The organism is Mesoterricola sp. JemC181 (assembly GCF_055384585.1).
Genome location: NZ_AP045076.1, coordinates 4,637,945 through 4,655,127, shown reverse-complemented (window position 1 = coordinate 4,655,127; position 17,183 = coordinate 4,637,945). Strand labels below are relative to the sequence as shown.

Annotated in this window: 15 protein-coding genes and 2 tRNA genes; 11 read left to right on the top strand and 6 right to left on the bottom strand. The window is 58.6% G+C overall.

Annotation, left to right across the window (positions count from 1 at the left end; translation table 11 throughout):
• The first annotated feature begins 735 nt into the window (after positions 1–735).
• From ACZ5MC_RS20330 to ACZ5MC_RS20320, 3 genes are all read left to right on the top strand, one after another.
• Positions 736–1,989 (top strand): site-specific integrase, encoded by a 1,254-nt coding sequence (locus ACZ5MC_RS20330; RefSeq protein ID WP_306597716.1) that lies wholly within the window; start codon positions 736–738, stop codon positions 1,987–1,989.
• A gap of 129 nt (positions 1,990–2,118) precedes the next feature.
• On the top strand, positions 2,119–2,985 hold the full coding sequence (locus ACZ5MC_RS20325; protein WP_464516649.1) for a helix-turn-helix domain-containing protein: 867 nt from the start codon (positions 2,119–2,121) through the stop codon (positions 2,983–2,985).
• The gene (locus ACZ5MC_RS20320; protein WP_464516648.1) at positions 2,972–3,484 is read left to right on the top strand and encodes a DUF6036 family nucleotidyltransferase; all 513 of its coding nucleotides are present in this window, start codon (positions 2,972–2,974) and stop codon (positions 3,482–3,484) included. The genes ACZ5MC_RS20325 and ACZ5MC_RS20320 overlap by 14 nt, the downstream gene beginning before the upstream one ends.
• A 452-nt stretch (positions 3,485–3,936) precedes the next feature.
• Here the strand turns inward: ACZ5MC_RS20320 and ACZ5MC_RS20315 are convergent, their stop codons facing one another.
• Together ACZ5MC_RS20315 and ACZ5MC_RS20310 are read right to left on the bottom strand one after the other, a co-directional pair.
• A complete protein-coding gene (locus ACZ5MC_RS20315) occupies positions 3,937–4,104 on the bottom strand; it encodes a hypothetical protein (protein ID WP_464516647.1) in 168 nt (55 codons plus the stop codon).
• A gap of 274 nt (positions 4,105–4,378) precedes the next feature.
• Positions 4,379–4,455, bottom strand: a tRNA-Pro gene (locus ACZ5MC_RS20310).
• A 127-nt stretch (positions 4,456–4,582) separates the two neighbouring features.
• Between ACZ5MC_RS20310 and ACZ5MC_RS20305 the strand changes: the two genes are divergently transcribed.
• On the top strand, positions 4,583–4,789 hold the full coding sequence (locus ACZ5MC_RS20305) for a hypothetical protein (RefSeq protein WP_464516646.1): 207 nt from the start codon (positions 4,583–4,585) through the stop codon (positions 4,787–4,789).
• 53 nt (positions 4,790–4,842) lie between these two features.
• Here the strand turns inward: ACZ5MC_RS20305 and ACZ5MC_RS20300 are convergent, their stop codons facing one another.
• Both ACZ5MC_RS20300 and ACZ5MC_RS20295 read right to left on the bottom strand, forming a co-directional pair.
• Positions 4,843–5,262, bottom strand: a complete 420-nt coding sequence (locus ACZ5MC_RS20300; RefSeq protein ID WP_306600097.1) for a GxxExxY protein — start codon at positions 5,260–5,262, stop codon at positions 4,843–4,845.
• 220 nt (positions 5,263–5,482) lie between these two features.
• Entirely contained in the window at positions 5,483–6,523 is a 1,041-nt protein-coding gene (locus tag ACZ5MC_RS20295) for an IS630 family transposase (protein WP_464516645.1), read from the bottom strand.
• Positions 6,524–6,715: 192 nt separating this feature from the next.
• Here ACZ5MC_RS20295 and ACZ5MC_RS20290 point away from each other — a divergent pair, with 192 nt between their 5' ends.
• The 4 genes from ACZ5MC_RS20290 to ACZ5MC_RS20275 all read left to right on the top strand — a co-directional run bounded on the left by ACZ5MC_RS20290 (position 6,716) and on the right by ACZ5MC_RS20275 (position 12,222).
• Entirely contained in the window at positions 6,716–7,516 is an 801-nt protein-coding gene (locus ACZ5MC_RS20290; protein ID WP_464516644.1) for a tyrosine-type recombinase/integrase, read from the top strand.
• A gap of 364 nt (positions 7,517–7,880) precedes the next feature.
• Entirely contained in the window at positions 7,881–9,302 is a 1,422-nt protein-coding gene (locus tag ACZ5MC_RS20285) for a Mu transposase domain-containing protein (protein ID WP_464515978.1), read from the top strand.
• Positions 9,299–10,075, top strand: coding sequence for an IS21-like element helper ATPase IstB (istB, locus tag ACZ5MC_RS20280; RefSeq protein ID WP_306599781.1), 777 nt, complete (start codon positions 9,299–9,301; stop codon positions 10,073–10,075). Before ACZ5MC_RS20285 ends, istB begins: the two co-directional genes overlap by 4 nt.
• A 782-nt stretch (positions 10,076–10,857) precedes the next feature.
• On the top strand, positions 10,858–12,222 hold the full coding sequence (locus tag ACZ5MC_RS20275; protein WP_464516643.1) for an NHL repeat-containing protein: 1,365 nt from the start codon (positions 10,858–10,860) through the stop codon (positions 12,220–12,222).
• Positions 12,223–12,937: 715 nt separating this feature from the next.
• Here the strand turns inward: ACZ5MC_RS20275 and ACZ5MC_RS20270 are convergent.
• Positions 12,938–13,594, bottom strand: coding sequence for a hypothetical protein (locus tag ACZ5MC_RS20270; protein ID WP_464516642.1), 657 nt, complete (start codon positions 13,592–13,594; stop codon positions 12,938–12,940).
• Positions 13,595–14,322: 728 nt separating this feature from the next.
• Here ACZ5MC_RS20270 and ACZ5MC_RS20265 point away from each other — a divergent pair.
• From ACZ5MC_RS20265 to ACZ5MC_RS20255, 3 genes are all read left to right on the top strand, one after another.
• Positions 14,323–14,550, top strand: coding sequence for a hypothetical protein (locus tag ACZ5MC_RS20265; protein ID WP_464516641.1), 228 nt, complete (start codon positions 14,323–14,325; stop codon positions 14,548–14,550).
• A 62-nt stretch (positions 14,551–14,612) separates the two neighbouring features.
• Entirely contained in the window at positions 14,613–15,620 is a 1,008-nt protein-coding gene (locus ACZ5MC_RS20260; protein WP_464516640.1) for a DUF4424 family protein, read from the top strand.
• A 52-nt stretch (positions 15,621–15,672) separates the two neighbouring features.
• Positions 15,673–16,725 carry a DUF3800 domain-containing protein gene (locus tag ACZ5MC_RS20255; RefSeq protein ID WP_464516639.1) on the top strand — a complete coding sequence of 351 codons (1,053 nt, stop codon included), beginning with the start codon at positions 15,673–15,675 and terminating at the stop codon, positions 16,723–16,725.
• Between the two features lie 326 nt (positions 16,726–17,051).
• On the opposite strand, the gene ACZ5MC_RS20250 is transcribed toward ACZ5MC_RS20255, so the two are convergent.
• Positions 17,052–17,128 (bottom strand) — tRNA-Pro (locus ACZ5MC_RS20250).
• Between the last annotated feature and the right edge of the window lie 55 nt (positions 17,129–17,183).

Here is a 17,183-nt window from a genome sequence, read left to right as displayed (position 1 = left end):
GTGAAGACGGTCCACAAGTCCATCGCTGGTGACGTCCAAGGAAGCCAGCGCCGGCTGTGGGAACCTGGGAACCCCGACCCTTATTCCAGGATCCTTCTCCCTTGCGAAAGGTGCCTCGCAACAGGTGATCCACGTCCGGGACGGCAAGGGCGGCAAGGACCGGATGGTGCCGATGGGGGCCAAGCTCTATGGACGATCTTGCAATCGTGAAGTCTTCATTTTACAAGTACATCGCCCAAACCCCAGTCCTACTGGCACAGGTCGTGCCGCGGTCGGTTTTTTTGATGGTACGTTGTAATGAAGTAACTACTTTGGCGTGCCAATGCTCGTCTTCATGGTGGCGACCGCACGAAGTGATTGCTCTAGTGGGCCAAGCCTGGCGTTTCATTACATCCATTACAGGTGTGAACCGTTTGAAATTGTGATGATGGTGTGATGACGATCCTGGCAGGCGGTAAGGACTGGTTGCTATGAGTGCAAAGAAGAAGGCCTTGGAATCGTTTGGTTCCAAGGCCTTCTTTTTGGTCGGGGCGATAGGATTCTAACCTACGACCCTCTGCTCCCAAATTTGGCCTCCGACTATTTTTCAGGATGGCCCTCTGGTCGTGATCCCTCGCAATACCGCGCAGGGACTGGTTTTCCGAGTGATCCCATCCGCACGATGACTCCCCCGCATCGCCCGCCGGGGTGTCACGAAGGTGTTCCGGTTTTCATCCATGACACCCAGGAGCACCGATGCGGAAACGACTTTCAGATTCCTTTGTAGAGCGGCTAAAGCCGGGCCCCACCGTCATCCGCGTGTGGGACATCGAAGTGAAGGGTTTCGGCCTCCGGGTCACGCCCAACGGAGCCAAGAGCTACGTCTTCCAGTTCACCCGCGACAAGCGGAAGATCCAGGCCACCATCGGCAGCGCCTCATGCTGGACCACTGACGAGGCCCGGGACCTGGAGGAACTCGTGGGCTGCTGGCGCGAGGACTACAAATCGAAGCTCCGCCCGCACTCCCAGGCCAGATACGAATCCCTGCTGAACCGGATCCTCCCGGAACTGGGTCGGCGCCTGGTGAGGGACCTCACCCTGGCGGACGTGGAGTCCTTCTACCGAAAGATCATGAAGGAAGGGTACGAAGTCACCGCGAACCGCTGCGTGACCCTCCTTCGACGCCTGCTCAACATCGCCGAGCGGAAGGGATGGCGTGCCATGGGCACCAACCCGGTGACCCACCTCGAACGCCACTCCGAGGAATCCCGGGACCGCGTCCTTTCCGGAAAGGAACTGGAGTCCCTGGGTGCGGCCCTGCATGCCCTGGAGGGAACACGCCTGGATCCCGATCCCATCCGCTTCCTGGCCCTGTCAGGACTTCGGATGAATGAAGCGCTGGGTCTGCGCTGGCTGGATATCGATTTCAACCGGAACACCATGACCTTCCGGGTCCACAAAACCAGCCGGAAGGCCGGAGCCAAGGTCCTGCCCATCAACTCCCATCTCCTGGCCATCCTGAAGGCCCGGGCGGAAGTGCGAATCTCGCACTACGTCTTTCCCGGGTATTTCAAGCGGGTCACGGAACTTCAGGAGGATGGGACGCGCAAGGTGAAGCACGTTCCGACCGACGGGCCCTTGAATTCCATCAAGCGAGTCTGGGAAAACGTCACCGAGGACGCGAGCCTGGGGAAGGTGGAGAAGGTAGGGCGAAGGAAAGTCTTCGTCCCCGACGCCGTCATTCACGACCTGCGAAGGACGTTCAACACGGTCTGCGCGGAACTCGGATACCCGCCCCAGGTCTTCGATGCCCTGCTGGGGCACAAGGTCGCGGGGGTCGCAGGGGTCTACACGCGGCTGAGCGCAGCCGGGGGAATCCTGGCGGAGGCAAGCCAGGCGACCTCGGATTGGATCGCCGCGGCCCTGGATGGGCGCAAACCCAGGCTCGGGGAGAAGGTGAACGGTCCATCGGCAGATCCCCACGGAGAGGGTAGCGAGGCCTCCGCTTGAAACGGTGGGCCCCCTGCCCATCCAGTCAGGAAGGAATGGCGCTGTTCGACCCGTTTAAGCCGACACAAGCATTGACAAAAAAGGAAGAAGGAATAAAATTATAAGTATCTTGATGGAGTAATCATTAAAGTGATCGAAGCGACCTGGAAACATGAACTTAGAAGGCATATCGGCCAAAAGCTTCGTGAATTGCGAAAGCATCGCAGCATGTCCCAGGCCTTCCTCGCCCGGCAGCTCGGTGTTTCCCAGGCTTGGCTTTCCTATGTGGAGAAAGGGGAAGGCTCCCTTACCGCTGAACAGCTCCTGGAAGTCCTCAAGATCTTCAACGAGGTGCCCCAGGCCTTCGATCTGGCCAAGCGGGATCCGGAAGCCGAATTCCAGCGTGCCCTCGCCCAGCAGGGGGCCGACCACCTTTCCCAGGATCCCCGGGTTCTGCCCAGCACCCTCAACCAGGACGTCGAAACCACCCTGCGGGAAGTCCTCCTGGATGGCCGGAATCCGCGCCAGATCACGGCCATCGCCCCGGTCCTCGCCCGGAACCACGACAAGGTCGACCTGAAGCGGCTCTGGGCCAGGTTCGTTGACTATGGCCTCCAGAACCGGCTTGGGTGGGCCCTGGAGAACGTGGCCGAGGCCCTTGGCGCATGTGCAAGCAATCTCACCAGCTACGATGCAAGGCCGCTTCGCCAAGCGGAAACCGCCCTCAGGAACTTCCTGGCCGTCCGGGTACCCCTGACCGAAGGGTGGTCCAGCGCCCTCGAGGCCGTCGGGCCGGGCCACGCATCCGGTCCGGGTTGGGAGGAGGCTCTCTCCCACCTGGATGTGCTGGGAGGGAAGGCTCAGTCCTGGAAGACCGTCAGCAACCTGTGGGCTGCCGCCGACCCCGTCAGCCGGCGCTGGGGCGTCGTCTCCAACCTCCAGCTCCAGGACTTCCACGACGCCCTGAAGGCCGGCTTGGACCTCAACGAAATCCGGAATCCCAATGACACCGTTTGAGACATTCCTTCAAGACCTTGACCGCCTCTACGCCAGCCAAAGGCCGGCCGAGGCCCCGAAGGTCGGGCTTCGGATCCTGGGTTCGGTGGCCCTCATGATCCAGGCCCATTACATCCGCGGCACCAAGGACGGGGATGTGCTCGAAAGCGCCCTGATCCATCGAACCGTCAAAGCGGAGTTGCTCAATCTCGGCGGAAAGGGGACCGGTCTGGCCAATCGGCACGGCCTCTATCTGGATATTGTTCCCAGCGGGATCCTTTTCATGCCCAATGCCGTGGCCTATCACCCATTGCCGGAGATCTCCTCCGCGCTCCGCTGCTTCGAAGTCGAGGTCATGGACATCACGGATGCTTGCGTCACCAAGCTCAAGCGGTTCAACGCAAACGATCAGGCCGACCTTGGGGCCATGGTGAGGCTTCAGAAGCTTGACTACGCCCTTTTCCGGGACCGCTTCCTGTCGGCCAATCGACCACTGCAGGGGACAAGCCTTTGCGGATGACTACCCCAGGATCGTCGACAACTTCCACCAGGTTGAGCGGGATATCTTCCTGGTTTCTGAGACCGCCATCGACCTGAGGGCCAATCCCTATGAATCGGAGGATTGAGCTTCTTCCGTCTTGAGCGCGGAACCTGGTACCCAGCCGTTACTTGCACCATTGGTGCGAGAAATGGAATTCGATAAATCGAATGGGGAGAGTTCGTCCGCTCCAGATGCGCGATGAGCTAGCGCAAGTGAATGGGTGCAACGGTGCATTGCACTTTGTTCCCTTCCTCAGTCCACCGGGACCATCTTCCAGGACGAGAGCAGAGCCTCAAAGACCTTGAGATCGTCCTTTGCTCGTCCTTCAGTCGTATCCAATCCGACTTGGTAGACGGTCTTGCGCGTCTGATCCCGCATGAAGACGGCTTCGAAAAGCACGCGCCTGATTCGGGATTCAGGGCATTCGTACTTCAAGGTAATTCTTTCCGCAGGCCGGCCTCGGCCTGGCAAAGCGCCGTGACGTCGCTGTCCATGATCCGCTCCAAGGTCGTCATCACCAGCTGGCGCAGGAAATCCCCGCTGCCTTCCTCCAAAACCTTGCCCAGGGCCACGAGGCCCTCCACACTGTCTCTGGCCATCGTTTTCCGCTCCTATGTTCGTTCGGCAAAAACAAACATACGGGGAACGGTGGCCACCTGTCTGCCTACCCGGCTCTTACACCACTCCCTGGGACTCTATCGTTCGAATCCCTGTGGGGCCACCGAACCCGATCCCAAGAGTGACATCCTGACCATGGCGATCTCTGATGTCACCGTCTGGGGTTGCAAAGCCGTCAGGTTGCACAAAGGTTGCATTGGCGACGATCAAAGCAAAAGAGCCACCAATCGGTGGCTCTATCTATCTGATTCCATTTGGTCGGGGCGATAGGATTCGAACCTACGACCCTCTGCTCCCAAAGCAGATGCGCTACCAGGCTGCGCCACGCCCCGACGGTGCTTTGCGGTCTATCTGCCCCTCGACTGATAACCCGGTGATAACCGGACCGGTTCCTGGGACCCCTGGGTGGGACGCATAAACCCCTTGGAACTGCCCTTCGCCCTAACCAGGGAGAAGGTCATGGCGAAATTCAGGAACGGACTCGGGCGAGTCGGTCGGTTCTGGCACTACTGCTTCAAGGTCAACGGGAAGGTCGTGCGGGGCAGCACCCACGTCACGGACCATGCGACTGCCGAGAAGATCCTCGCGGACAAGCGGCGGGAGGTTGCCCTCTCTATGCGGGGGCTGTTCCACCGCATGCCCACGGTGCGTGAACTCCTAGTGTAGGCCGCCAGAAGAACAGGTAACACCTTGTCCCCCCCCTTCGCCTCGGGTCCAGTTCAGGGCTTGGTGTTGACGAGTCGCTTGGTGCCCCCGTCCTTGAGGGGCCAGTTATGAAAATTGATCAGCAGGCCCACTTCGAAATTTGCAAAGTGGAGGCAACTATTCAGTTGGGCGAAGTCGGCATCCGAAAACTTCGCAATGGCCTTCGCCTCGACGACCACCTTGTGGTCCACCACGATATCCATGATGTAGGCATTCTCGACGCACAATTCCTTGTAGGTGATGTCGAGGTGAACCTCGCGTAGGGCCTCGTGTCCGGCCAACCTGAGTTCATGGGCGAGGCAAGCCTTGTAGGCATTTTCCAGGAGTCCAGGCCCCAGAACTATCTGCACCCTGATGGCAGCGAGGATGATGGCTTCGGTGATATCTCGATGGGGATAGTTGTCGCCCCAATCTTCGCCCCAATGCCGACCCATGACTTCCTCCTTCGGGTCAGGAGTGCGCTCAATCACGCCGGGACGTTCAGGCCAGAATTCTTTCCTCGGTATCCTCGGCCTCCTCGGCGCCTCGGCGATGGGCTTTTCGACGGGTGCTTCGGCGCATGTAATCTTTGCGCCGACTGATACTTGAGAAAACCATCGCCGAGGCGCCGAGGAGGCCGAGGATACCGAGGAAAAGAAAAAGGCAGGTTCGCCGTCAACCCTTGGCAGAGGCCGTCCGAATGGCCGCGAGGGCCTGCCGTGCTCGTGTCACCTTGGCGAGGATATCGTTCGCGGACGCGGTCCAAACAAATGGTTTCGGAGCGGCATTGTGTCTCGCGATATAGGTGTGGATCGCTGCTTCGAGTTCCGGGACGGATCTGAAAATACCCCTTCGGATGCGGTTCTCCGTGATGTCCCGGAAAAATCGCTCCACCATGTTCAACCACGATGAACTGGTGGGGGTGAAGTGAACGTGGACCCTCGAATGGCCTTTCAACCAGCTTTTGACCGCCGGATGTTTGTGGGTGGCGTAGTTGTCGCAAATGATGTGCAGAGCGAGTCGCTTCGACTTACCCCGCTCAAGCCGCTTGAGGAACTTCAGCCACTCCTCATGGCGATGACGTGGCATCGTGGCCGAGATCACCGTACCATCCAGCGTGTTCATGGCCGCAAAGAGGGTGGTCGTTCCATTGCGCTTGTAGTCGTGCGTCATGGTGCCGCAGCGACCCTTCTTCATCGGTAGGCCAGGCTGAGTCCGGTCCAGGGCCTGAATCTGGCTCTTCTCATCTACGCTCAGCACGATGGCATGCTCCGGAGGGTCCAGATACAGGGCCACGATGTCCACCAACTTCTCTTCGAAATGAGGATCGTTGCTTAACTTGAAACCAACGGTGCGGTGCGGCTTGAGGCCATTCTGACGCCAAATGCGTCCCACCGTGCTCTCGCTCACCCCGGTGGCCTGCGCCATGGAGGCCCGGCTCCAGTGCGTGGCATTGACGGGCTGTTCCTGCGTCGTCTTATGGAGCACCTCTTGCCCCTTCAAAGCAATCACCCAAGACTTCCGGCCTCGACCTGGGCGTTCCCTCTCGAGGCCATCGAAGCCCGCTTCCTCCCATCGCTTGAGGCATTGCCAAGCAGTCCGATGATCACAGCCCAAAGCCTGGCCGATGTCACGAAAGGACTCGCCAGAAGCTCGATGAAGAACAATCTTGGCCCGCAGGACGCTGCGCGCAGGCAAGGTCCGGCTCCGCGCCATTTCCTCAAGGCGTCTGAATTGCTCCACAGTTAGATCAACTCGCCCCACTTGCGCCAAAGTTCTCACCTGCCGCTTGGATGCGACGAGCTGTATTGGCGTTACAGGTATTTCTGGCGGCCTACACTAGCGCAGTGGTTGGAGGTCCACCGCACGGTCTTCAGCAGCAAGCACCTCGTCAGCGTGGAAGGCTGCATGCGCCTCTGGGTGTTGCCCTCGCTGGGGGATCGGCGCATCGACATGGTCAACACTCAGGACATGCTGGATGCCCGCCAGGAGATTCTGGACGCTGGGAGGTCTCCGGTAACCGCCAACCTCATGGTCCGCACCGTGCGCCTCCTGTGGGGGTTCGCCATTAAGCTGGGATACATGGAGGCACGCCCCTTCCAGTTCAGTCAGATTAAGGTCCACCGGAAACCACGCCCTACGGTCCCTGCCTCCGCCCTGCCTGACTACCTCGCGGAGATTGATCGAAGCCGGAATCCCCATGTCCCGGTCATGATCCGGGTCATCATCGGTCTGGGTCTTCGGGAATCCGAAGTACTGGGCATGCGCTGGGAGTGGTTCGACCCGGTCCAGCGGACTTACTGCGTGGGGAAGTCCAAGACCAAGACCTCCCGCACTCTCCCGGTCCCTCAGTGGTTGTGGGAGTCCATCAACCAGATGCTGAGGACCCTGAGTCCCTGGGTGTTCCCCGCAGATGATGGTGCCCCGCATCGCCCCGCCTTCCTCCGCAAACCCCTGGCGCGGGCAGCTGGCAAGCTGGGGTTGGGTCGCGTCAGTGCCCATCGACTGCGGGCGACCTTTGCCTCCCTCCATGCTGAGTTCGGTACGCCCATCACTGAGATTCAAGGCATGCTCGGGCACCTCAGCATCACCACGACCATGATCTACGTGGAGCAGTCCTTGGAGAACAAGCGCCGGGCACAGGACTCGATGGGGAGGAAGCTGGGACTCCTTGTGGACCCTCCCAGCGGCTCTGCCGCAGCTGTCTAAGTATCTCCCATGCCTCCTCGGACCCAGGTGGGAGTTCGCCCTGCCTGGGTCTCCGGGGCGCCTCTGGGGTCCTTCTGGGCGCTTCTGCCCGACGACACTGAGTAGTCCCCACTGCGGACAATTACACTTCCCCATCGGCTTGCCCATTCCGGGATAGCCATGGGGACTCAGATGTCGGCACGGTACCCCATAGCCACCTGGCCTTGGGGAAGGCGGTGCCATGGGTCGGGTCACGGATCAGCAGGTGAGGCGTTTGAACGAGGAAATGGCGAAGCATGGCCAGGTCGGCAGGGCGGCGATGATGGCCAATATGGACCGTAAGACGGCGCGGAGTTACATACGGGCCAAGCAGTTTCCTTCGGAGATGCCGACGGAACGGGCCTGGCAGACCCGGGCGGATCCGTTCGCGGCGGACTGGCCGGAGGTTGCGGGCCGCCTAGCCGAGGCCCCGGAATTGGAGGCCAAGGGCCTGTTCGAGCACCTGATGCGCCAGCGGCCAGGGGTCTACCAGGAGGGCCAACTCCGGACCTTCCAGCGGCGGATCCAGGTCTGGCAGGCCCAGTTCGGCCCCGACAAGGAGGTGTTCTTTCCCCAGGACCACGTGCCGGGCGAAGCCATGCAGACGGATTTCACCTGGGCAACGGAGCTGAACGTGACGATCCATGGCGAGCCGTTCCCCCACATGCTCTGCCATGTAGTGCTGCCCTACTCCAACTGGGGCTGGATCACCGTGTGCCAGTCGGAGTCCATGCTGGCCCTGCGGCGGGGGATCCCGGCGGCCCTGGCCCAGCTGGGCCGGATCCCACTGTTCAGCCAGACCGACAACTCCACTTCCGCGACCCATAAGATCGCCGCCAGCGCTGCGGTCGAGGTGGAGATCACGGGGTCGGGAGAGGAGAAGTCCACGATTCACAGGACCCGCAGCCGGAAACCCCGGGCCTATAACGACGACTACTGGGACATGATGACCGGGCACTACGATGTCCAGGTGCGGACCATCAGCGTGGGCAAGTCTGAGCAGAACGGCGACGTGGAAGCCTCGAACAATGCCCTCAAGCGGCGCCTGCACCAGCACCTGCTGCTGCGCGGCCACCGGGATTTCCCCTCGGTGGAGGCGTGGGAAGCCTGGGCCCAGGGGGTCTGCGTAATGGCGAACGCCCGCCGCAAGCGGGTTCCCGAAGAACTGGCCGCCATGCGGCCCCTGCGTGTGGAGGCGTTCGCCGAGTTCGACGAATGGCGGATCAAGGTAAGCGAGGAAAGCACGCTGCTGGTGAAGCGGAACACCTACTCGGTGCCCCCGAAGCTGCTGGGCAAGTGGGTGCGGGTGCGGCTCTACGAGATGACCCTGGAAGTCTGGTTCGCGGACCGGCGGTTGCTGGTGATCCCCAGGCTGCTGGGGGAGTATCGGACTCGCATCGACTACCGCCACGTGGTCAAGGCGATGCTCAAGAAGCCGGGCGCCTTTGCCCATTACCGGCATCGGGCGGACCTGTTCCCAGGCCCGGTTTGGCATCAGGTCCTGGAGGCCCTGCAGAAGGGCCTGGGTGAGCGCCGGGGTGAGGTCGCCTACCTGCGCAACCTCAATCTGGCCGCCGAGGAAATGGAATGCGATGTCGAGGCGGCCCTGGTGCTGCTGATGGCAGAGGGCATCATCCCGGAACCGGCGCGCGTGCAGGACCTGATGGGGCTGGGCAGACCCACCGAGATTCCGGACCTGCCGCCCCTGGTGGTGGACCTGGGCGGGTTTGACGCGTTGTTGACGGAGCGGCTGGAGGAAGCGGTATGAGCAAGGAAGCGCGTCGGCAACTGGGGGACATGCTGCGGGAACTCAACCTGACCGGGGTGGCGGCAACCTACGGAGAAGCCGGGAAACGGGCTGAGAAGGAGGGCTGGGCTTTCGACCGGTTCCTGCACCACCTGATGGAACTGGAACTGGAGCAGCGGCGCCAGAAGCGTCTGGAACGGGTGCTCAAGGCCGCCAAGCTCCCGGTCGGAAAGACCCTGGCAACCCTCAAGCAGGACCTCCTGCCCGCGAAGGTCCGCCGACAGATGGCGACCCTGATCGAAGGCGGGTTCGTCGACCGGGGCGAGAACCTGCTGGCCTTTGGCCTCCCGGGCCGGGGCAAGACGCACCTCGTCTGCGCCCTGGGCGCGGAATTGATCCAGCGGGGCTACAAGGTGTATTTCACGCCAGCCTACGCCCTGGTCCAGCGCCTGCTGATCGCCAAGCAGGGCCTGGGCCTGGAGCGCGAGATGCGCCGGTTGGACGCATTCGACGCGATCATCATTGACGACATCGGCTATATCCAGCAGACCCGAGACGAGACCGAGGTTCTGTTCACCCTCCTGGCTGAGCGCTATGAGCGGCGGACCGTGATCATCACCTCGAACCTGGTGTTTTCCCAGTGGGACCGGATATTCAAGGACCCCATGACGACGGCCGCGGCCATCGACCGAATCATCCACCACTGCGTGATCCTGGAACTGAACGGCACCAGCTACCGGGCCGACGCGGCCAAGGCGCGGATGCCCCAGCCTGAGGAATCCGCAACAGCCTGACCCCCCCAGACCCCCCCCGGCGCCGGTCCCTGCTCGGGCGCGGATTTCCCATGGAAGGCGGGTCCCCTCCCATGGAAAACCGCAAAGGGCGCGGTTTCCCACGGGCCCCGCCCCCCATTCCACGGGAAACCCGCCTCCCTCGGCCTGCGGCTGGAAACCGCTAGCGCGGTTCCCACAGGGGCCAGCGCCAAGGGCGCAGCAGCAGCGGGTGTCCATTTGTAATTGTCGTCGGGTCTGCTTTTACCACCCGTGTCTATGGCGATGTCAGGGAAGAACAGGTAAGCCAGCGGCTCCGCCGCGCCCTGGCGATGGGGAATTGTAATTGTCGTCGGGTCGGTTTTTCCCTCATCCGGTATCCGACCGCGGGCACACCGTTGCCTCACGTAAGGACCCGACCGAAATCCCAAGTCCACGCTCCTAAAAACTTGGTAAGCCGGCTGCTACGCAGCGGCCCCTCGATGGGGAATTGTAATTGTCGTCGATGGGGAATTGGCGTTGACGTCGGGCACGCTTCCCCACCTGTTCCGTTTGAGTGCACCAATCGACCCTCCGTGCGAGACTTAACCTGCTAAATAATCTTGCCCATCGTTCGCTTCCTGCTGCTCTGTTCCTTTCATTCGATAGGCGATGCAATGAACCGAACCGTTATTAGAGGACTTGTGAATAGTGCCGCTCCAGGAGCACTGGCATTGGTCATGTCTGGTTTGCTATACGGTTCCCAACCCTGCCGAATCTCACTCATTCGACCGGATTCAATTGCCGTGCTTCGAGACGGAACACTTTTGGTTGCCGACCTGTCGCAGGGGATCATCCATCAGGTTTCGACGGATGGAAGGGCGTCTGTATTCGCAAAGATACCCAAGAAGAGGAAGTCGATCGAAACCACTCACCCCGTTTTCGATGGTTCGCGAAGGCATCGGGTCCTAGCCCTATCCGTGAATGGGGAAGTAGCTGTAAATGACGGCGATTCCGTATATTTAATTGGAGAGGGGCAACGCGTTGAACGGATGGCAAAGTGGTTCCCATCGAGTGGGAAGCATACTTACCCGTTCCTGAAAGGACTTGGTTACGACAAGGCACAGACCTTATGGGCGCTCACAAGCGAATCCATTGACTGCTTCATCCACCCATTGAAGGTCAACACTGGTTCCTCTCCCATGAAGCTTCGCGATCCGCTTGGGGCGATGCCGATGGGATTATGTCCCTTTGAGAATGAGGTCTTCCTTGCCTTGCCTTACAGCGAGAACTGCATCTGGGCGATCAGCATCGGCGGTGAGGTCCAGAGATTTGCCGGTCAATTTGGCAAGGCGGGGGAGACAAATGGTAACCGACTTGAGGCGTCGTTTAGATACCCAGAGGGGCTGACTGCCTTGCCAGATGGGACCGTGTTCATTGCAGACACTTGGAACCACGCCATTAGAAAGGTCGACCCGTCAGGGACGGTTAGCCTGTTCGCAGGGAAAGTCGGGTCTGGTGGAATCGAAGACGGAGAACCAGGGAAGGCACGATTCTGCCTCCCTTCTGCCCTGGCTGCTGCCCCTGATGGTTCTCTCTATGTCCTCGACACTTGGACTCACGCAGTCAGAAAGATCCTTCCAAACGGAACAGTCCAGACCGTGGTCACCTGTGAAGGCTCCCATCATTCCTGGAAGGACGTTCCCACTCTTTTTTCAGACTCGGAACGGCAAGTGTGGCTCGGGGTTTGGTGGACCCGTCTTGATACCCTGCGGGTCGAGGAGGCTTGTGACCTGCTATTGCCAGCAATCCTGGGGATGACCGAGCGGCGAGGGCGGCTCCACTCCTTCAGCACCAATCCTGGATGGGACGATGATCTTCGCCGACTATGCAGCGAACTTACTCGGATCTACTTTGGTATCTCACCTGACCGTGTGGATGAAACCCTCAACCCAATCAGGGAGTGTCTAGTGTCAAGGGGACTCGCGAAACGAGGTGGAGAACCTGCAGTGGATGTGATTCCCCTGAAGGACATGACTCCACTTGCTGCCGATGTTAGGAGAATCCTGACGAACCTGTTTGGTGGCAGGTCTCCTCATCGAACTTGGGACAACAAGTATGTGAAGTCATATCTGGCAGGACTGGGGTCTGCCCATCACGGCAGTCTCGAGCATCAGGAGAAGCAACCTTGAGGAAAGGATCTGCAAGGGCAAGGCTCATCCTGTTCCATGGCGGTCTCACCTGTTTCCTGTTTTTGTGCATGCTGGAAGCACTATATTTCCCCCTGATTGGTCATCCCAAGTGGTGGCACTTCCATTTGCACGCAAGGTTGGGTGAGTTTATCGGGCAACCTCCCTTGATGCTTGGAGAATGGCTCTTGATGTATATCCCTTGGGCATTTTCGAGCCTATTCGCTTGGCTTCTTGCCCTGCTCTGGGCAATGCTCCTCCCCGCTCCGTTACTCTTTGTACTACTTCGACGCCTGGAGCGTTTAGCCGCCTCCATCCTTCTCGTAAAGCCCACTCACCTGTCAGGCGCCCCCATGACTTCCAAATGGTTATTCGACCAAGGTCCACGAGTAGCAGCGATGACAACCCGACAGGTGCTGGAGGAGGGTATGCCTATCCTTAGAGTCGTTCACTACTCGGATGAAGCGGATTGGGCTTTCACCTGTGGCAGCACCGTGGATACTGCAGATGCTAGGTTGATCGCCATGGAGGAAGCCCTTGCGATTGACCCGTCCCTCAGTGAGATTGCAGATCTTCCAATTGGGTGGGGCGCCACACGAAGCAGCGTTGAGGCAGGTTGGGATCGATATGGACTCCCAGAAGCATAACCAGGGAATTCCTCGATGACCGTGGAGTTCTAATAAAAGCAACCCTAGAAGTGCACTGTCTCCAATTTGACCTATGCCGCTTTTGCTGCTGACTGCTCTGAATCAACTTTGGCGGGAAGGTGGAAGCCTACCCAGAAATCCTTACCATTGGAGCGCAGCTTGGTCATCCCTGTGACTGCTTGCACGGCTCGGGTAAAGGCGTTGGCAGTGATCTGAAGCCAAGGATTCCACTCTCGGAAAGTATTCAGCAGGTCCAAGGCAGATACTCGTCCGCCAGGTATTGTCCAGGCGATCAGGTCGACCACTTCGTTTTCAAGGATCGCGACCTTACGCTTCGCGATCGTCTTCTCGTCAGCTAGTGCCAGGGTGGGCGTAAACCGCTCTACCAGGTCCCAGGCGAGACGAATCCCCTCCGGTGACCACAACTCCGATGACTTCGGATTGAACAGGTCCAGGACCAATCTGACGGTCTGTTCGGCGTCCTGGTCATAGTAGTTCCTCAGATTGCAGACAACATTTGCGAGGATTTCGGTATCCAGGTCGTACTGTGCAGCCTTCTTGTAGTCGAAGACGCGAAGGTATTGCGCAGCCTTCCTGGAGAGGGTTGCCGGAGTGCCGGTCGCCTTGACCCATGGCAGTCGGCTACTCCTAGGGTCGTGGAGTCGCTTTGTCCTGATAGGGTCCACGTGCATAGGAATCAGGGTGTTCGTTTCAACGGGGGGGGTCATACACCCACACCTTGAAGAAGGCAGAAGAGGGGATTGCAGCGGTAGGGGGCATTGGTCATGGTGTCTCCTGACGGATGGGTTGGTTGGCTGTGTCAGGAGGGCGCACCCTCTGACGCTATTGATTACCAACACAGGAACGAATCCCTCCTTGCACCCAGGATTGCACCTCCCTCCAATGGCAATTCACATGGCAATCGCTGCCCTAATTCGACTTAAGCCATTACTACATTTGAGTTGTCATGGGTGTTCAAACAGGCAATTTGCCCCCCCCCTCGACTGGATGGTCACCTCTGTGAGTCGCTGAGATCCTGTATCAATATTGACACTTGGGTCCAAAAGGACCCGGAAGGTGGCGTGGAACTATTCCCGTAGGAATGGTGTTCCACGGGCATGTTGATGGGAGCGGTTAGACTGCTCTCATGCATCCCACGCAATCCAGCAGAACCTTTACGGGTGTAGTTCTTGCTCTGAGCATTGGCAGTTGCCCTGCTCTTGCATCCCAGAGGGTGCCGTCCGCTAGACTGCACACCGTTAGAACCGTTGATCTTGGTGATATTGGATACGATCCCGAGTTCACACATCATTGGGACGCATGGATCGGCGATACAAGGGTTATTGAGTGCCGCCGCATCAAGGCGACGAGGGTAATCAAATTTAGGCGCCATGCCTTCGTTGCATTCATCGTGGATGGACCGTGCGGAGTGCCCTGCTATCAGGAACGCTGCATTGTGTACGACCGGGCGACCTGCAAGAAGGTAGGTGAGTTCATCACCAAGGAGTTAATCCCAGCTGCTGCCCAACAAAATGCCAATGCCAAGGACTTCTATCACGAGCGGCGGATTGACTGGAAGAAGGGCGTGGTGACCAATCTATTGGACAAGAAGACTCTGCCCATGACGCTGGATCTGCCTGAGGGATTCTTCCCCGATGGTCAACTGCCAATGCCCGAGCAATAACGCCCACACCCTTTAACACCCCACCTCTGGTAAAGCCCAAACCTGCCTCTCCTGGAGTCCAAGTGCCGATCAAATCATTCGTCCTTGTTCTTGGTCTACTAGTCATGTTGCCAACGACATTGCATGGGAATGATGGCGCCGCTGAGGTCGCCCTGGGTGGGATACGCCTCAAGCAGGAACGCCGGGTCGCCATGGTCAAGGAGCGACTGTTCATCAGCAAGAAGAAGGTGCGGGTTGAATACGAGTTTCGGAACGATTCCGACAAGGAGGTAATGACCGAGATCGCGTTCCCGATCCCAGACTACTGGTGTAACCCCGGATTGGGTTGGACGCCGTTCGATGACTTCAAAGTCTGGGTAAATGACGCGGGATACTCATTTAACACAGAGGCGAAAGCTTATGTGAAGGGAGTTGAGATCACCTCAACCCTTCAACAAATGGGAATCAAGATCAGCACTTTTGCAGACTGGGAGGAGGGTCGAATTAATTATAAAGAAAAGACCGCGACCCCCTCCAGATCACAACTTCGAAGCCTATCGAATGAGAAGATTGAGCAACTGATTGCCTTGGGCGCAATTGACAAGCCGCATGCTGGTGACCCCTTCGGGTACCTCCCCCTTTGGACCGTGAAAAAGACTTACCACTGGACACAGACTTTCCCACCAGGGCAGGTCGTTCGGATTTGCCACGAATACAGCCCTGCCGTCGGTGATTACAACAATATTCGCCTGGAGGATCTCCTGAAACCCAGCCCGAATTCGATGGTTCCAGCCCCTGGGTGCCCTGATGAAACATTCCGCAAATCGTTTTCAAAGGTTCAGCCAAAATGGAAGAAATCTCGTGATTTTGAGGGTATCCCTGGCAACTGGGTTAGCTATATCCTGACGACCGCCAATACTTGGAGGACACCCATCACGGACTTTGAACTGGTTGTCGAACGAGACCCTGGCGAACTCATCACCTTCTGTTGGGACGGTTCGGTCGAGAAAATTGGGGCAAACACCTTCCGCGCCCAGGTCAAGGACTTCATTCCGTCTAAGGAACTAACCATATATTTCATTCAGCCATAGGGACCTGCTCACGTCCCTTGTGAATGGTTTGACTAGGTAGGTTGAGGCAATCTTGCATATCTTCATTGACGAAGCTGGACAATTTATGACGCCGACCCAAAGACCTTGGTCCGCGTCCTGCGTTGGCGCTTTGGTTTTGAAGGATTCTGATGTCCCAATGGTCAGAGAGAGGTTTTCACGGCTGAAGGACGATTGGGGGGTTGGTGGGGCTGAAATAAAGGGGAGCGATCTGGATGAGCGGCAGGTTAAAGCGGTTATTGACCTCCTTAGTGGGTTTGATGTGATGTTCGAGTTGACCGCGATCGATATGGCGCTTCAAGATGGGGGCAAAATCACGGCTGCGCGCCAAGCCCAAGCCGATGTTTTCATCACGGGGATTGACGATCGGTATACGTCGAGCCTCATTGCTGACCTAAACCGTATCCGTACGAGTCTCATTGGGACCTCCAACCAGCTGTACCTCCAAGGGGTTTGCACTTGGCACCTGATCTCCTCGGTCCTTAGGAGAGCATCCCTCTACTTCGTCCAACGGTCACCAGCAGAACTGGGAGCCTTTAGGTGGCGTTTTGACTCGAAGGACAACACCCTTACGCCCTTTGAGAAACTCTGGACGACCATCTCATTGCCCATCCTAGAGTCCATCTCAATCAATGAACCTCTAGGGCGGCTTGAAGGAGCCGACTACTCATTCTTCGCCAGGTTTGAACGAGAGGAACCTTCACCTCCGGACCGCCTGAGAGAAGTTATCAAGAGTGGACCATACAGGTACCTCGACCTGAGGGCAATATTCGCCGAAGACCGGATGTTTATTGACTCCAGGGCGGACACCGGGGTTCAACTGGCTGACATTCTGACGACCTCGGCTCGCAGGGCGATGAATGGGAATCTTCAGCAGTCTGGCTGGTATGGACTCGGTGGTCTGATGGTTCAGGCAAGAAGAGGCGAGCAGGTTATTCAGATGTTGGACCTATCGGGTGCCCCGACCAGGGCATATGTTGAGCGTCATCCTCCTTACTTAAGTGTCATCCGTCTGACAAATCAAACATGCAAGCCAATGAACCGCCCAGACAAGGAGGTCCTGCCCTCTGACCGTTCAGGTTCGTAGGTCCCGCACCCGTAGCCTTCTGGCTGGGAAGGCAGGCGCCCCAGGAAAACCCCACCCCGGTCCACCTCCCCTGAGGGTCCGTATGAAGATTGACCACCCCGTGCCATTCCAGGGTCGTTGAGCCGTCCCAGGGAAATACCCTCCCCTGGTAGCCGCTGACTGGGCTGGATGCCAGATAGGGCAAGGATCTACGCACCTCCGATTACTGATAACCGGGTGATAACCCGACCCATCGGCGGTATCATGGAATCAGCACTTAACTGCGAAGTGCGGTTCTTCGGACAACTCGCGTTCACCACGCAAAAGACTGTGCCCGTTAGTGATATTGGTCGGGGCGATAGGATTCGAACCTACGACCCTCTGCTCCCAAAGCAGATGCGCTACCAGGCTGCGCCACGCCCCGACTGAAGGGCAAGTATAGCAAGGCGGCGCCCCGGCCCCAAGGCGCCCGGGGATCT

Coding starts and splice junctions, on each gene's coding strand:
- ACZ5MC_RS20290 (WP_464516644.1), top strand. CDS start 6,716: ATGCGCCTCTGGGTGTTGCCCTCGCTGGGGGATCGGCGCATCGACATG.
- ACZ5MC_RS20305 (WP_464516646.1), top strand. CDS start 4,583: ATGGCGAAATTCAGGAACGGACTCGGGCGAGTCGGTCGGTTCTGGCAC.
- ACZ5MC_RS20270 (WP_464516642.1), bottom strand. CDS start 13,594: ATGACCCCCCCCGTTGAAACGAACACCCTGATTCCTATGCACGTGGAC.
- ACZ5MC_RS20330 (WP_306597716.1), top strand. CDS start 736: ATGCGGAAACGACTTTCAGATTCCTTTGTAGAGCGGCTAAAGCCGGGC.
- ACZ5MC_RS20320 (WP_464516648.1), top strand. CDS start 2,972: ATGACACCGTTTGAGACATTCCTTCAAGACCTTGACCGCCTCTACGCC.
- istB (WP_306599781.1), top strand. CDS start 9,299: ATGAGCAAGGAAGCGCGTCGGCAACTGGGGGACATGCTGCGGGAACTC.
- ACZ5MC_RS20315 (WP_464516647.1), bottom strand. CDS start 4,104: ATGGCCAGAGACAGTGTGGAGGGCCTCGTGGCCCTGGGCAAGGTTTTG.
- ACZ5MC_RS20295 (WP_464516645.1), bottom strand. CDS start 6,523: ATGGCGCGGAGCCGGACCTTGCCTGCGCGCAGCGTCCTGCGGGCCAAG.
- ACZ5MC_RS20285 (WP_464515978.1), top strand. CDS start 7,881: ATGCCGACGGAACGGGCCTGGCAGACCCGGGCGGATCCGTTCGCGGCG.
- ACZ5MC_RS20300 (WP_306600097.1), bottom strand. CDS start 5,262: ATGGGTCGGCATTGGGGCGAAGATTGGGGCGACAACTATCCCCATCGA.